Below are 14,129 nucleotides of genomic sequence, written 5' to 3'. Positions count from 1 at the left end.
TGCTCCTCATCCGTTCAATTGATTTCTGCCGATTGCAACATACTCGATCCCGGCATCGTGAACATCGCCGGGCTCATACATATTGCGCCCATCAAAAATAACGGGATGCTTCAGTTTCGATTTCATGATTGCAAAATCGGGTGCCCGAAATACTTTCCATTCCGTAACGATTGCCAGTGCGTCCGCCCCCTCCAGCGCATCCATCGGTTTATCTACAAGCCGGAGGCGCGGATCTTCGCGGAAGATACGCCTCGCCTCGTTCATTGCCACCGGATCATAAGCCGTCACGGTGGCTCCCTGCGCCCAGAGTCCTTCGATCAGTACACGGCTAGGCGCCTCCCGCATATCGTCCGTATTCGGTTTGAAAGCGAGTCCCCACACCGCGATATTTTTACCAGAAAGATCTTCGCCAAACTTGGCCACAATTTTTTTAAGAAGTACTTCTTTCTGATGATCATTGGTAAGCTCAACTGCTCTCAGGACCTGTAGCGTGCTGCCATATTCGCTCGCTGTCCGCTGCAAGGCTCTCACGTCTTTTGGAAAACAGGAACCACCGAACCCGCAGCCCGCATAGAGAAAATGGTAGCCGATGCGGGGATCAGAGCCTATGCCCTGCCGCACATTTTCAATATCTACACCCATCTTCTCTGCGAGCAACGCTAACTCATTCATGAATGAAATGCGGGTGGCGAGCATTGCATTGGCTGCATATTTAGTCAGTTCAGCAGAGCGAGTATCCATCAGGACAAGGCGATCATGGTTGCGATTGAAAGGCATGTACAACGTACGCATGAGCCGTACCGCTTGATCATCATCAGCACCCAGTACAACTCGATCCGGGCGCATGAAATCATCTACCGCAGCCCCCTCTTTCAGGAATTCGGGATTTGACGCCACACTGAAATCAATTTCGACACCCCTTGAATCAAGCTCGGCCTTCACTGCGGCACGTATCTTATCCGCCGTTCCCACGGGAACCGTGGCTTTTGTGACGATCAGCTTATATTCCCGCATATACCGGCCGATGGTACGTGCAGCGCTGAGGACATGCCGGAGGTCGGCAGAGCCGTCTTCATCCGGCGGCGTCCCAACCGCAATGATCTGAATGAGCCCATGTTCTACACTCTCCGCCACATCGGTCGTAAAGTGAAGCAGTCCAGCTTCAGTATTTTTACGAACAATTTCTTCGAGACCCGGTTCATATATGGGGATGCCGCCATTCCTGAGAATGTTGATCTTGTTCTCGTCCACATCCACGCATGTTACGTCGTTGCCGACTTCTGCCAGGCACGCTCCGGTTACAAGTCCCACATAACCGGTACCTACTATGCTTACCTTCATTCTTTTTTCCTTCTTTTCATAATCACACGATAAGATCAATGTGTATCACGGCAGTATCTAAAGAAACTTGCTGAAAAACACGAGCTTTTTCTGCGCCCTGATTATTGTTATCTTCGAAACTGACTTGTAGTAGTATAAGTTAATGTTTAATACGGCCGGGGTAGATAAGATAACCGAACCCCGGTGAAAATGGTATTATCCTTGGCCTCCTATTCCGCACGCGATTCTGCTCAAGCAGCATCAGCGAGACTTACTGTCGGGCATATAGTTCTTTCTTCTGCCACCGACAGATCATTCACGCCTATATATCCCTGTTCTGACTTTCTTCTCACCCCGAAATCTGCTTCCAGAAATGTGGTTTCAGACCCAGGAGCGGGAACAACATACGACCACTTTGCAGACGAACCAATCCGGAGAAAGCATGCAGCACCTTGAAGAAGTAAAAAACATACTCTCTGACGTACTCAATCTAAATGAGCGAAAGAAATTCCTTACGGAGGCGTCTCCTTTGCTCGGAGCAATTCCTGAACTGGATTCCATGGCCGTGGTAAATGTGATCACCGCGCTGGAGGATCATTTTGGAATAACCGTGGATGATGATGAAATCAGCGCAAGGGTATTTGAAACACTGGGCAGCCTGACTGCGTTTATTGAGCAGAAACTGGCTGAATAACTGTGTCCCTGCCTTTGCGCTGCCCACCGGCCAAACCATTTTTCCTGGAAGCGGAACCAGGAGAGCGCTTTTGTCTGTACCACAGCCCGTTACCAGATAAAAAATGCCGGGGAGCGCTTGTCTATGTACATCCGTTTGGAGAAGAGATGAACAAGTCCAGACGAATGGCGGCGATGCAAGCTCGGGCTTTTGCGACGCAGGGATTTGGCGTGCTGCAGATCGATCTCTTCGGCTGTGGGGATAGTAGCGGTGAGTTTCGGGATGCGAGATGGGAAATTTGGAAACACGATCTAGAAGCTGCAAAAAATTGGCTTGAAAACAGGGTTCGAACTCCGATCGGTCTTTGGGGTCTGAGACTTGGCGCGTTACTTGCACTGAATTTTGCCAGAGATGTGGATTGCGCGCTTGATCGCATCATTCTCTGGCAGCCGGTAATCAGCGGTCAATCTTTCCTGACCCAATTCCTGCGGCTACGCCTGGCCAACGAAATGCTTACCGTCAGTGCAAGTACGCCAGAATTGTCGGGAACAAATGCGATGCGGGCTCTTCTGCGAAAGGGAAATAATCTTGAAGTTGCGGGATACGAATTATCCCATGAACTCGCCTCTGCGATTGATGATTTAAACGCAACTGAGCTTACGATTATGGGAGTTCCGATTCATTGGTTCGAGATCGCTACCAGCGGAAGTGACTCCATGAACCCAGTAGGAGCAAAAGTAGTTGCGGCCTGGAAACGGGAAGGCGTGAATCTTGACACACGCGTGGTGGCTTGCCCACCATTTTGGGCGACGCAGGAAATCTCGGAATGTCCCGACCTCGTTTCCTCTACAACGGCTGTTCTTGGAGAAGCAGCTTCATGAATTTCAGGGAGCAGGCGTTCAGCTTCCCGTGCCAGGGCTCGCACTTATTCGCCATTTTAAGCATGCCGGAGAACCCTAGCTCGCGCGGCTTATTGATCGTAGTAGGGGGGCCACAGTATAGGGTAGGCAGTCATCGCCAGTTTGTTCTGCTCGCCCGTCATCTGGCTGCTACCGGTGTCTCGGTCCTGCGCTTCGACTATCGCGGAATGGGTGATAGTGACGGAGAAGCCAGAACTTTTGAAAATATTGGGGATGATTTGCGCTGCGCGATTGACCAGTTCTTTGACAAAATACCTTCTCTTGACGAAGTGGTGATTTGGGGCTTGTGTGATGCTGCATCCGCTGCGCTTTTTTATGCCCCCCAAGACAGGCGGGTCACCGGCCTGGTACTGCTAAATCCCTGGGTAAGAACCGAGCAGGGGGCCGCGCAGACCTATTTGAAACATTACTACATTGAGCGCCTTTTCGCAGCGGAATTCTGGAAAAAGATATTGAAAGGCCACTTTAACTATTCTGATGCAATGAAATCTCTGATGAAAATCGTCTTGAAGGCTTTGGGAGAGAAAAAAAAAAATACGGGTACCAAGACGCCAATCGCTGATGACCATTGCCACCTTCCACCCTTGCCTGAAAGAATGCTTGATGGGCTAAGGCGTTTTAGAGGAAAGCTATTTCTAATTATCAGTGGCAGAGACCTTACATCTGCTGAGTTTCTGGATGTCGTGAAACGATCAACTGAGTGGCAAATATTGCTTACCTCATCGCTTGCTGGAAGATTTGATCTGCCTGAGGCCAACCACACCTTCTCATCCCACGAGTGGAGGGATCAAGTGGCTGTAAGAACAGCAGAGTGGATTCGATCATGGTAAAACGCGTTCTTATGATCGCATTTCATTATCCGCCTATGCAGGGCAGCAGCGGAATTCAACGCACACTAAAATTTTCCCAGTATCTGCCTGAATTCGGCTGGGAACCGATTGTACTGACAGTCCACTCGAGGGCCTATTCTTCTGTCAGCAAAGATCAATTGGGAGAGATTCCGCCTCACGTCGAGGTTTACCGTGCTTTTGGCCTGGATATCTCCCAATATCTATCCATGTGGGGGCGTTATCCCAGCCTTCTAGCCTTGCCGGACCGATGGATTTCCTGGTGGCTCGGTGCGGTTCCATCGGGTTTATATTTAATCAAAAAGTATAAACCCGACATCATATGGTCCACCTACCCTATCGCGACGGCTCATTTAATCGGGTTACGCCTCAGCCGATTGACAAGGATTCCCTGGGTGGCGGATTTCAGAGATCCAATGACCGATGTAGACTACCCCTCTGACTTGCGGACGCGGCGTATATACCAATGGATCGAACGTAAAACGATCACTCATTGTACCCGGGCTGTTTTTACCACGCCCGGAACAATCAGGGATTACGAAAAAAAATATGCAGGAACTCCAAGATCCCGCTTTCGTCTAATTGAAAATGGTTATGATGAGGCCAATTTTGTCGCGGCGGAAGCGGGCTTGCGAGAGAATACGGTAAGACAAGAAGTTCTGATCATGTTGCATAGCGGTATTATCTATCCTTCGGAACGGGATCCGGTGCCATTTTTTGAAGCTTTGTCGGTATTACTTGAGCAAGGGTTGATTTCTCCCGGCAACTTCAAGGTAATACTTCGCGCAACAGCACACGATGATTACCTTCGCCCCCTCATTTGGGGGTATAAACTCAATGAAATCGTTTTCCTTGCGCCGGGCATACCTTATCGGGAAGCTCTGTCAGAGATGCTTGCGGCGGATGGACTCGTGATTCTTCAGGCGTCCAACTGCAATCACCAGATTCCAGCCAAGCTTTATGAATATCTGCGCGCTGGCCGTCCCATTCTGGCACTGGTTGATCCTGCCGGAGATACTGCTGCTGCCTTGATCAACGCAGGAATAGATACCATAGCTCCCCTGGATTCCAAGGATGCGATCATACGTGAACTCATACGTTTTCTAGGCATGATACGAGAAGGGTCGGCGCCTGTTGCATCGACACAGACAGTAATGGAGAACTCACGGCTCTCTCGAACCAAGGATCTGAGTGGGCTCCTTGATGAACTTTCGGAGTCTCGCGAAATAGAAGCTGACCATTCACCTGTCTCATAGAAGGAGGAGGTTTATGTCAAATGTAATCTCAATTATTACTGTACTGCTTGTGTCCGGTATCACTTATGTGCAAGCGGCACCTTACTGTGGGGAATTAAAAACGGCCTACGGGCCTTACGATTACACGAATCCAGAACACAGGAAGAATTATTTGGGCGTTGTTGAGCAGTATCACTTTACATCAGATGTCGAAAAACTGATTAGGGATGAACAAGGGTCGCTGGGTGGCGGCATCAACTATACGCTTAAAACCTTTCCTAACCATCATCGAGCACTTGACTCAATGGCAAAACTAGCTCTCAGGGAAAAAACTATACGACCTCAAGGTGCTCGACATTCCATTGAGTGCTATTTCGAACGCGCCATACGGTTTAAACCCACCGACGGGATGGTGCGGATGATTTACGGTAATTATTTCCTTAGAGCCGGCCAGCTCGACAAAGCCATGGAGCAACTTCAGATAGCTATCGATCTCCAGCCAGAAAACCCTACTATCAACTACAATCTAGGTTTACTGTACATGCAAAAAAAGGATTACGAGCAGGCAAAAACCTATGCAAAGAAAGCGTATGACGTGGGATTTCCCCTGCTCGGTTTGAAGAATCAGTTGAAACAAACGGGGAAATGGGATGAATAGCGCGAATCGAAGCTCAGCAAGGCTTAGACGCTGGTTGCGTCTTGTGTAGAGGCAAAATTCGCAATGTACCAGCTCATTGCTTGCTTGAGTCCTTTATCGATACGATGGGATGGTTCAAAACCCAGTAACTTAGTGGCTTTTGTAATATCGGCCTGAGAATGCCGAACATCGCCCCTGCGAAAGTCGACGTATGTCGGCTGATGGTTCGCGAGCTCCGGAAATTTCTCCAGCAGCAGATCTCGCATCATGCCGTACAGTTGATTCAGGCTCGTGCGTTCATTCACCGCTACGTTGTAAATCTGATTCACGGCTGCCGCATTGTCAGTGAGAGCGGCGAGAAGGTTGACTTGAACAACATTGTCGATATAACAAAAATCCCGGCTGGTTTCCCCGTCCCCATTGATATATAGCGTCTGGTTCCTGATCAGTGCGGAAATCCATTGGGGGATAACTGCGGCATAAGCGCCATTGGGGTCTTGTCTTGGACCGAATACATTGAAATAGCGCAGCCCGATGGAGTCCAGTCCATAGCAACGCGCGAACACTTCGGCGTAGAGTTCGTTCACATATTTGGTGACAGCATAAGGCGAGAGGGGACGTCCAATTACCGCTTCCACTTTTGGCAGATCGGGGTGGTCGCCATAGGTGGAACTGGAGGCGGCGTAGATGAAGCGCCTCACTTGCGCATCCCTTGACGCGACCAGCATGTTTAGGAATCCGGAAATATTGGCTTCGTTTGTTCGGATGGGATCTTGAATGGAACGCGGCACGGAACCCAGCGCTGCCTGGTGCAAAACGAAATCCACACCCCGGCATGCGTCCGTGCAAGTTTCGAGCCTACAGATATCACCCTCTATAAAGCTGAAATTACTCCAGGCCTTTTCCCCGACCAGGTCCCTTATCTGCTCGAGATTTTGCTGATAGCCGGTGGAAAAATTATCCAATCCGATTACTTTCTGGTTACGCTTGAGCAATGCCTCCAGCAGATTGGATCCGATGAAGCCCGCAACGCCCGTAACCAGCCAGCAGTATTGGCGGTCCTCCAGATGCCGCAGCGATTTTGGGTAAGCAGCCATGCCTGGCGAACTATCCTTCACAGTCTCCAAACGTTTAAGCCAGCCTCTCGCAGTACGGCAGAATCGAACTGGGATTTCACATCTATGAAACACCCTTTATCCGTGATTTTGGTCTGAAATTGGGTCAAAGGCATGTCAGTGAACTGGCGGTGGGCAACTGCAACAATCATTGCATCGGCACGGGGAAGATCTTCCCATGATTCAAGTTCTACGCCATATTCGTGGCGGGCTTCTTCCGGACTTGCCACAGGATCATGGACGTGAATCTCTATTCCATAGCTTTCGAGTTCATTGATCAGATCGGCAACCTTGGAATTCCTGAGATCAGGACAATTTTCCTTGAAGGCCAAGCCGAGAACATTCACGCGTGCACTGCGAACGTTGATATCGGCCTTGATGATATGCTTGATCGTTTGTTCCGCCACGAATTTGGCCATACTGTCATTGATACGCCGCCCCGCGAGGATGACCTGGGGGATATAACCGACCATTTCCGCCTTATGCGTAAGATAGTAGGGATCGACGCCGATACAATGCCCCCCCACCAGACCCGGGCGAAAAGGTAGAAAGTTCCATTTCGTGCCAGCGGCCTGCAGCACTTCCAGTGTATCGATGTCCAGTTTGTCGAAAATAATCGCCAGTTCATTCATCAACGCGATATTGAGGTCTCTTTGAGTATTTTCGATCACCTTGGCTGCCTCCGCCACCTTGATGCTGGAGGCGCGATGCACGCCCGCGGTAATTATGCTCTCGTAAAGCGCTGCAATTTTTTCCAGCGTATCCTCATCGTCTCCAGCGACAACCTTCAGAATTTTTGTGAGCGTATGCTGCTTGTCGCCTGGATTGATCCGTTCGGGCGAGAAGCCGACATGAAAATCGTTTTTCCATTTCATGCCGGAATGTTTCTCCAGGACGGGAATACAGACTTCCTCGGTTGCTCCTGGGTAAACGGTGGATTCGTAAATAACGATTGCCCCCCGCTTCATATGTTTCCCCACGGTTTCGCTCGCGCTCGCGAGAGGTCGAAAATCCGGCTGATGGGCTGCGTCTACAGGTGTTGGAACCGCCACGACAATATAATCCGCCTGTGACAACGCAGCCGGGTCGGTAGTGACATGAAGCTGCTCTGCGGCTTTCAGGTCACCGGAGGAAACTTCACCGGTCGGATCAATAAATTGCTTGTAACTTGCTATCTTGCTGCTTGAAAGATCGTAGCCAATGGTCTTCCTTTTTTTTCCGAACTCCATCGCCAAGGGTAATCCCACATAGCCTAGCCCAACCACTGCCACCACACTCATCATTCATCTCCCGCTTTATACTTATAGACGTTATAACGGCATAAAACCAGATCATCTCCATCCAATATCATCAAGCCATATCACTTCGAATACCATTGTACTGAAGGTCAATTCCCGGCTGTTCATGGCAGCATATCATAGCGGGAAATGACAAAGGAAAAAGCTGGCTGTGAGAATCAGCCGGCCAGTCTCGACTCAACCAGAGAACAAAGTTCATTGCACCTGACTGCTTTGGAACAAGTCTCCGCACAAGCCTGGAGGCCGTCGAGGTTCGCAACCCAGTAGTGCCTGACGAAGCCTGGATATTTGGCGCTTGCAGACAGGTGATATTTTCTAAGCGTTTCTACGCCGCCCTGCACTATCGTCCAGCTCAACCGCAGGTGCGGACGCCACGCTCCGCCGCGTATTCGCGACGGCTTCCTTCCATATCCGCCGTAATGCATCCCACATGCCTGCCCGAACTGTGGTCAGATAAAGGGTATTATCGCTCAACCCGTTTACAAGACGCCGCTGAGCTTCAGCCAGATTATGGTAGGGCATGCTCATGAAAAGATGGTGTGTTGCGTGATAGCGCAAACCAACCGGAGCCCACAGGCCAGTGAGGAAGTTGCCTGGCACATTGATGGAATCGAGATATTGCTCGGCAAATTCCATCGGGCGGCCCCCGGGATTACGATACGCGTGTGCGCTCAATGTACGCAAGGAGTTTATAAAAAAGATGAACATTGCGATGATGTACCAGAAGACCAGGAACCAAGGGGTCAGAATACCCAGTCCAATACAGGTAACCACCGCGGTGATGAATGCAAAAGCACCAAACTCCTGGATTCTCCAATGCCTGTCGTTGCGGAGCGCATGCGGCGCGCGCTTATAGTTCATATCTATGGTGAGTGAGGAGGCGCGCTCCCACAGAATCCGACGCAGCGGCGAAATGAAATACGACAACGGTGTGAGAAGCAGGAAACGAACGATGAAGAAAAGCGGCAGGATGAAGGACAGCAGCACATACCCCACCATGACCATCGGTTTCAGGGTTGCAAAAGGGATATATTCGCCATCTCCGGCAGTGCCGTACACATCTCTCCTGTGGTGATCGTTGTGCACCCCATCATAGGTAAAGGAAGGAACTAGCAGAGGGATGCCACACGTCACATTCCAGATAAAGCGAAACACCCCGAAGGTGCCCTTTCTGAGGTGAGCCAGCTCATGTACAAAGATAGCGGCGCGATAAAAAGCAAACGTGGCAACGGGCAGGGCCAGCAACTGCCAGAATGAAAAGAGCGGTATGGACAGGATGATCAGGAAGACTGCCCAGCCAAGCGAGATATGGAAGAGAAAATCCAACCAGTAGATCCAGGGATTGGGCGTCATGAGATCGCGGACAAGGTTGTGCGCCTCCCGCAACGGAAATTCCTGTCCTGGCTGTATCTGTATCATCACCGGATACTCACTGTTCTTTGTCTGGTACTGACTCGGTCTGATGCGCTATCCACTCTCTTTCCCTTTTCCTTTCCACATTCCGCCATTATTTCACGAACCTGGAACATGGCGCGGCTTCATTCGAACACCTCGGCATGAACCAGTCTCGCCGCCTTTTCATCCTTGCTGGAAACGATGGGACTTGCACCTGTCTCGATGGGCCATTCGATGGCAATTTCCGGGTCGTTCCACAGAATACTGCGATCAAAATCAGAAAAATAGTACTCGGTGGTTTTATATAAGAAATCTGCAATGTCACTGAGGACATAGAACCCATGTGCAAACCCGGGCGGCAACCACAACTGGCGGTAATTGTCTTCAGTCAATTCGACGCCGACCCAATGACCAAAAGTGGGGGATGATCTGCGAATGTCTACCGCCACGTCGAATACTGCCCCACGCACGACACGTACCAGCTTTCCCTGCGGCCAATGGATCTGATAGTGCAGGCCACGCAGCACGCTCTTGACAGAGCGGCTATGATTATCCTGCACAAACCGCACGTCAAGTCCGATCGCCTGCCGGAAATTTTCCTGATTGAAGCTCTCGAAGAAAAATCCGCGACTATCTCCGAACACCTTGGGCTCGATTATCAGGACCTCCGGGATAGAGGTGGCGACAATCTTCATGTAACCACCCGTTCCTCTAACAAGCGTTTCAAGTACTGGCCGTAACCATTCTTGGCCAGAGGTTGCGCCAGCTTCTCAAGCTGCTCGCTATTTATGAAGCCCTGGCGAAAGGCGATCTCTTCCGGGCAGGCCACTTTGAGCCCCTGACGGTGTTCGATGGTTTCAATGAAGTTGCTCGCTTCTATCAGGCTTTCGTGGGTGCCGGTATCCAGCCAGGCATAGCCACGCCCCATGATTTCCACATTGAGCTGATTGTGCTTCAGATAAGTGCGATTGACATCGGTGATTTCCAGTTCGCCGCGCGCGGAAGGCTTGAGTCCACCGGCAATATCCACCACCTGATTATCGTAGAAATACAGGCCGGTCACCGCGTAGTTGCTCTTGGGCCGAGCGGGTTTTTCTTCCAGCGAAGAAACACGATGATTCGCATCAAAGGCGACGACCCCGTAGCGCTGCGGATCCTGTACGTGATAGGCAAAGACTGTCGCACCTTCCTGTCTTTCCATTGCATGCTGTAATTGCAGATGCAAATCGTGACCATAGAAAATGTTATCACCCAACACAAGCGTGCTCGAATCCCTTCCAATGAAATCCCTGCCAATGATAAAAGCATGAGCGAGCCCGTCCGGGCTGTTTTGCACCGCGTATTGCAGGTTCAAACCCCAATCGCCCCCATCACCCAGAAGCTGCTCGAAACGGGGCGTATCCTGGGGAGTGGAAATAATGAGAATGTCGCGAATACCCGCGAGCATCAATGTGCTGAGCGGATAGTAGATCATGGGCTTGTCGTAAATAGGCAGCAGTTGTTTGGAGACCGCTTTTGTCACCGGATAGAGCCGTGTGCCGGACCCCCCGGCAAGAATGATGCCTTTACGCTGAATCATAGTGGTTTCTCGAGAATTTCGGTGAGCATGCGTGCAACCCCTGTCTCCCACGACGGCAAGCTTAAATCGAATGTGCTTTGCAGTTTTTCGGTATCGAGGCGCGAGTTTTTTGGCCGCCGGGCGGCGGATGGAAATTCACTGCTTGTTACCGGAAAAACATTCTCCGGCGCGACCGTGAGCTTGACTCCCTCCTGCCGCGCAAAGTTCAATACAAAATTCGCATAACCGTACCAGGATGTTTCACCCGCGGCAGCCAGATGATAAAGCCCCGAGATATTCTGCCGCTGCCTGCTTATCCGTATGACGTGAGCAGTGATGTCAGCCAGAAGCTCCGCACCGGTGGGGGCTCCGACCTGGTCATCGATAATATTGAGGCTGTCGCGCTGCTGGGCCAAGCGCAGCATGGTTTTTGCGAAATTACTGCCACGCGCTGCAAAAACCCAACTCGTGCGAAAGATGAGATGATTGCAATCCGAGGTCAAAATCGCTTGCTCAGCTTCGAGCTTGGTCATGCCGTATACATTTAAAGGGTTGGTGGGATCGGTTTCCACCCGAGGCGCGCTTCCGCTCCCGTCAAATACATAATCGGTAGAATAATGCACCAGCCAGGCACTCAGCTTGCCGGCTTCGTGAGCGAGTATAGCGGGAGCGAGGGCGTTGATGATGCGGACACGCTCCGGCTCACTTTCAGCCTTGTCCACCGCTGTATAGGCAGCGGCATTCACGATCACATCCGGCGCAACTGCCCGAACGGTATCCGCAATTCCGTCAAGACGTGTGAAATCGCCGCAGAATTCCCGGCTGCCAAAATCCAGCGCCACTATCTCGCCCAAGGGTGCAAGACTGCGTTGCAACTCCCATCCAACCTGGCCGTCTTTTCCGAACAGCAGAATTTTCATCAAGCGCGCTCTTTATAGTTCTTCTCCACCCAATGCCGGTAAGCACCGGATTGAACATGGGTGACCCAAGCTGCATTGTCGAGATACCATTGCACGGTTTTGCTGATTCCTGTTTCAAAAGTTTCAGCAGGTCTCCAACCCAGTTCACGCTCGATTTTGTTCGCATCGATCGCATAGCGCCGGTCGTGGCCTGGACGATCCGCCACATATTTGATCAGATTGCGATAGGACTGGCCCGCCCGGGGGCGAAACGTGTCCAGCAGGCTACAGATCGTTTCCACAATTTCTATGTTGGGTTTTTCATTCCAGCCGCCGATGTTATAAATCTGTCCGGGACGGCCGTCCTCCAGCACGCTGCGAATGGCGCTGCAATGGTCTTTTACGTAGAGCCAGTCGCGGATTTGCTGGCCATCGCCATAGACCGGCAATGACTTTCCCGCCAGTGCGTTGACGATCATGAGCGGGATGAGCTTTTCGGGAAATTGATATGGGCCGTAATTGTTGGAGCAGTTTGTGGTGAGAACAGGCAATCCGTAAGTGTGATGATAGGCACGCACCAAGTGGTCGCTCGCTGCCTTGCTTGCTGAATAAGGACTGTTAGGTTCGTAACGATGCGTCTCGGTAAAAGGCATTTCGTCTTTTGTCAGCGAGCCATAAACCTCGTCGGTTGAGACGTGGAGAAAACGAAACTGCTGCTTTTCATTTCCCGTCAGTCTGCTCCAGTACCCTCGGGACGCTTCCAGAAGGCGAAAGGTGCCCACAATATTCGTTTGGATGAAGTCTTCAGGGCCATGTATGGAACGATCGACATGGCTCTCCGCGGCAAAATTAAGGATGGCGCGCGGTCGATAGTTCTTTAGCAGATGAACCAGAAGGTCGGAATCACCAATATCACCTTGTACAAAAATATGCCGCTTGTCACCCTCCAACGTTTTCAGGTTCTCCAGGTTACCGGCATAAGTGAGCACGTCGAGATTGATGGCCGCCTCGTCAGATTGCTCCAGCCAATCCAATACGAAATTCGCCCCGATAAATCCGGCGCCTCCTGTTACCAGAATCATTTGCTCTTCCTTGAAATCATTACGTTATGCTGTTTAATACACTCTTACCGCTTGGGAATCCTTACGCTGAATCCTGATGATGGACAAAATGGAAAAAACGCAGAATACGTGGTTAAAACTCTTCGTCTTGCCGCAAATAACGCCACTTTCCCAAGGGAAGCTCGCCCAGCCTTACCTTGCCGATGCGAACGCGTTTCAGTCCTGTGACCTTCAAACCAACCAGTTCGCACATTCTACGAATCTGCCGCTTCCTGCCTTCCTTTAAAATGAATCTCAATTGGTCCTTATTCTGCTGGACCACCTCGGCACGTTTCAGCGCCTTTCCATCCAGACTCAGGCCGTGACTTAACAGACTCAAGGTGCGCTGGGACAACGCTCCTTCCACACGTACAAGATACTCCTTTTCAATCTCGGATTCGGCACCGATCAATTTCCTTGCGATGCGACCATCCTGGGTAAACACAAGCAATCCGCTTGAATCGATATCCAACCGACCTGCCGGCGCCATGCCTTTCAAATTTGATGGGCTAAAACTGGACGGTGCATTGCTATCATGAAACTGCGATTCTTTATTAATCAGGCTGATCGCCGGCTTATATCCTCGCTCAGGTTGTCCTGAAACATACCCGACGGGCTTATGCAACAGTACGGTGATTTGATCACACTGCTGCGCTTGCGCCATGCGCGCAAGCTTTATTTCCTGCGTAGGAAAAACCTTGATGCCTAATTGACTGATGCGCTCGCCATCCACAAATACCCAGCCGCGTTCGATATAGTCATCCGCTTCCCGGCGCGAACACAACCCCTTCTGGGACATGAGCTTGGATAACCGGATTTTTTCCATTGCTTCCTGCTGCTGAACGAAAAAGATTCACGAAACATAACGACACATCGTTCAAGAACTGCACATTATAGTTTGAACGTCCGCACCGTTTCAGCTAAAATTGCGCCTTGCAGGCGCGTAGCTCAGCTGGTTAGAGCACCACCTTGACATGGTGGGGGTCGTTGGTTCGAGTCCAATCGCGCCTACCAACAATATCCGGCTCTTTCCCATGGCTCTTTCCCATTAACGGGGGATGGGTCATTCATCAGACACGGTTGATCACACCGTTCCAACCGCATTGAGCCAAGACCCTCATGCGGTAATTC

Annotated in this window: 14 protein-coding genes and 1 tRNA gene; 6 read left to right on the top strand and 9 right to left on the bottom strand. The window is 50.9% G+C overall.

The features are described from left to right. Nucleotides 1-6: 6 nt before the first annotated feature. Nucleotides 7-1,341 (bottom strand): UDP-glucose dehydrogenase family protein, encoded by a 1,335-nt coding sequence (locus tag C8R21_RS13520; protein WP_107763176.1) that lies wholly within the window; start codon nt 1,339-1,341, stop codon nt 7-9. A 421-nt stretch (nt 1,342-1,762) separates the two neighbouring features. On the opposite strand from C8R21_RS13520, the gene C8R21_RS13515 reads away from it, so the two are divergent. Genes C8R21_RS13515 through C8R21_RS13495 form a run of 5 tightly spaced genes read left to right on the top strand, consistent with a single transcriptional unit; the run spans nt 1,763 to nt 5,654 of the window. After that, nucleotides 1,763-2,014 carry an acyl carrier protein gene (locus tag C8R21_RS13515; protein WP_107763175.1) on the top strand — a complete coding sequence of 84 codons (252 nt, stop codon included), beginning with the start codon at nt 1,763-1,765 and terminating at the stop codon, nt 2,012-2,014. Between the two features lie 2 nt (nt 2,015-2,016). Then, on the top strand, nt 2,017-2,874 hold the full coding sequence (locus tag C8R21_RS13510; protein ID WP_258192418.1) for a hydrolase 2, exosortase A system-associated: 858 nt from the start codon (nt 2,017-2,019) through the stop codon (nt 2,872-2,874). Continuing rightward, nucleotides 2,871-3,743, top strand: a complete 873-nt coding sequence (locus C8R21_RS13505; RefSeq protein WP_107763174.1) for a hydrolase 1, exosortase A system-associated — start codon at nt 2,871-2,873, stop codon at nt 3,741-3,743. The genes C8R21_RS13510 and C8R21_RS13505 overlap by 4 nt, the downstream gene beginning before the upstream one ends. Next, the gene (locus tag C8R21_RS13500) at nt 3,737-5,017 is read left to right on the top strand and encodes a glycosyltransferase (protein ID WP_107763173.1); all 1,281 of its coding nucleotides are present in this window, start codon (nt 3,737-3,739) and stop codon (nt 5,015-5,017) included. Before C8R21_RS13505 ends, C8R21_RS13500 begins: the two co-directional genes overlap by 7 nt. Nucleotides 5,018-5,030: 13 nt before the next feature. Then, nucleotides 5,031-5,654 carry a tetratricopeptide repeat protein gene (locus C8R21_RS13495; protein WP_107763172.1) on the top strand — a complete coding sequence of 208 codons (624 nt, stop codon included), beginning with the start codon at nt 5,031-5,033 and terminating at the stop codon, nt 5,652-5,654. A 23-nt stretch (nt 5,655-5,677) separates the two neighbouring features. On the opposite strand, the gene C8R21_RS13490 is transcribed toward C8R21_RS13495, so the two are convergent. The 8 genes from C8R21_RS13490 to C8R21_RS13455 all read right to left on the bottom strand — a co-directional run bounded on the left by C8R21_RS13490 (nt 5,678) and on the right by C8R21_RS13455 (nt 13,824). Beyond that, nucleotides 5,678-6,730, bottom strand: coding sequence for an NAD-dependent epimerase/dehydratase family protein (locus C8R21_RS13490; RefSeq protein ID WP_107763171.1), 1,053 nt, complete (start codon nt 6,728-6,730; stop codon nt 5,678-5,680). Nucleotides 6,731-6,747: 17 nt separating this feature from the next. Next, entirely contained in the window at nt 6,748-8,028 is a 1,281-nt protein-coding gene (locus tag C8R21_RS13485; RefSeq protein ID WP_107763170.1) for a nucleotide sugar dehydrogenase, read from the bottom strand. A gap of 333 nt (nt 8,029-8,361) precedes the next feature. Beyond that, nucleotides 8,362-9,465 carry a fatty acid desaturase family protein gene (locus C8R21_RS13480; RefSeq protein ID WP_107763169.1) on the bottom strand — a complete coding sequence of 368 codons (1,104 nt, stop codon included), beginning with the start codon at nt 9,463-9,465 and terminating at the stop codon, nt 8,362-8,364. Nucleotides 9,466-9,584: 119 nt separating this feature from the next. Next, a complete protein-coding gene (gene rfbC / locus C8R21_RS13475) occupies nt 9,585-10,136 on the bottom strand; it encodes a dTDP-4-dehydrorhamnose 3,5-epimerase (protein WP_107763168.1) in 552 nt (183 codons plus the stop codon). Beyond that, entirely contained in the window at nt 10,133-11,020 is an 888-nt protein-coding gene (gene rfbA / locus C8R21_RS13470) for a glucose-1-phosphate thymidylyltransferase RfbA (protein WP_107763167.1), read from the bottom strand. Before rfbA ends, rfbC begins: the two co-directional genes overlap by 4 nt. Then, a complete protein-coding gene (rfbD, locus tag C8R21_RS13465; RefSeq protein ID WP_107763166.1) occupies nt 11,017-11,919 on the bottom strand; it encodes a dTDP-4-dehydrorhamnose reductase in 903 nt (300 codons plus the stop codon). Before rfbD ends, rfbA begins: the two co-directional genes overlap by 4 nt. Further along, nucleotides 11,919-12,980, bottom strand: coding sequence for a dTDP-glucose 4,6-dehydratase (gene rfbB, locus C8R21_RS13460; protein WP_107763165.1), 1,062 nt, complete (start codon nt 12,978-12,980; stop codon nt 11,919-11,921). Before rfbB ends, rfbD begins: the two co-directional genes overlap by 1 nt. 112 nt (nt 12,981-13,092) lie before the next feature. Further along, complete coding sequence (locus C8R21_RS13455; protein WP_107763164.1) at nt 13,093-13,824, bottom strand: pseudouridine synthase; 732 nt, start codon at nt 13,822-13,824, stop codon at nt 13,093-13,095. Nucleotides 13,825-13,935: 111 nt separating this feature from the next. Between C8R21_RS13455 and C8R21_RS13450 the strand changes: the two genes are divergently transcribed. Beyond that, nucleotides 13,936-14,012, top strand: a tRNA-Val gene (locus tag C8R21_RS13450). Nucleotides 14,013-14,129: the final 117 nt, after the last annotated feature.

Source organism: Nitrosospira multiformis (genome assembly GCF_003050865.1).
GTDB classification, from domain to species: Bacteria; Pseudomonadota; Gammaproteobacteria; order Burkholderiales; family Nitrosomonadaceae; genus Nitrosospira; species Nitrosospira multiformis_E.
This window is presented reverse-complemented; position numbering and strand designations above follow the sequence as displayed.

What these genes read in the sequence shown, in the direction of transcription:
- C8R21_RS13520 (WP_107763176.1), bottom strand. Translation starts at nt 1,341, where the DNA reads ATGAAGGTAAGCATAGTAGGTACCGGTTATGTGGGACTTGTAACCGGA.
- C8R21_RS13515 (WP_107763175.1), top strand. Translation starts at nt 1,763, where the DNA reads ATGCAGCACCTTGAAGAAGTAAAAAACATACTCTCTGACGTACTCAAT.
- C8R21_RS13505 (WP_107763174.1), top strand. Translation starts at nt 2,871, where the DNA reads ATGAATTTCAGGGAGCAGGCGTTCAGCTTCCCGTGCCAGGGCTCGCAC.
- C8R21_RS13500 (WP_107763173.1), top strand. Translation starts at nt 3,737, where the DNA reads ATGGTAAAACGCGTTCTTATGATCGCATTTCATTATCCGCCTATGCAG.
- C8R21_RS13495 (WP_107763172.1), top strand. Translation starts at nt 5,031, where the DNA reads ATGTCAAATGTAATCTCAATTATTACTGTACTGCTTGTGTCCGGTATC.
- C8R21_RS13490 (WP_107763171.1), bottom strand. Translation starts at nt 6,730, where the DNA reads ATGGCTGCTTACCCAAAATCGCTGCGGCATCTGGAGGACCGCCAATAC.
- C8R21_RS13485 (WP_107763170.1), bottom strand. Translation starts at nt 8,028, where the DNA reads ATGAGTGTGGTGGCAGTGGTTGGGCTAGGCTATGTGGGATTACCCTTG.
- C8R21_RS13480 (WP_107763169.1), bottom strand. Translation starts at nt 9,465, where the DNA reads ATGATACAGATACAGCCAGGACAGGAATTTCCGTTGCGGGAGGCGCAC.
- rfbC (WP_107763168.1), bottom strand. Translation starts at nt 10,136, where the DNA reads ATGAAGATTGTCGCCACCTCTATCCCGGAGGTCCTGATAATCGAGCCC.
- rfbA (WP_107763167.1), bottom strand. Translation starts at nt 11,020, where the DNA reads ATGATTCAGCGTAAAGGCATCATTCTTGCCGGGGGGTCCGGCACACGG.
- rfbD (WP_107763166.1), bottom strand. Translation starts at nt 11,919, where the DNA reads ATGAAAATTCTGCTGTTCGGAAAAGACGGCCAGGTTGGATGGGAGTTG.
- rfbB (WP_107763165.1), bottom strand. Translation starts at nt 12,980, where the DNA reads ATGATTCTGGTAACAGGAGGCGCCGGATTTATCGGGGCGAATTTCGTA.
- C8R21_RS13455 (WP_107763164.1), bottom strand. Translation starts at nt 13,824, where the DNA reads ATGGAAAAAATCCGGTTATCCAAGCTCATGTCCCAGAAGGGGTTGTGT.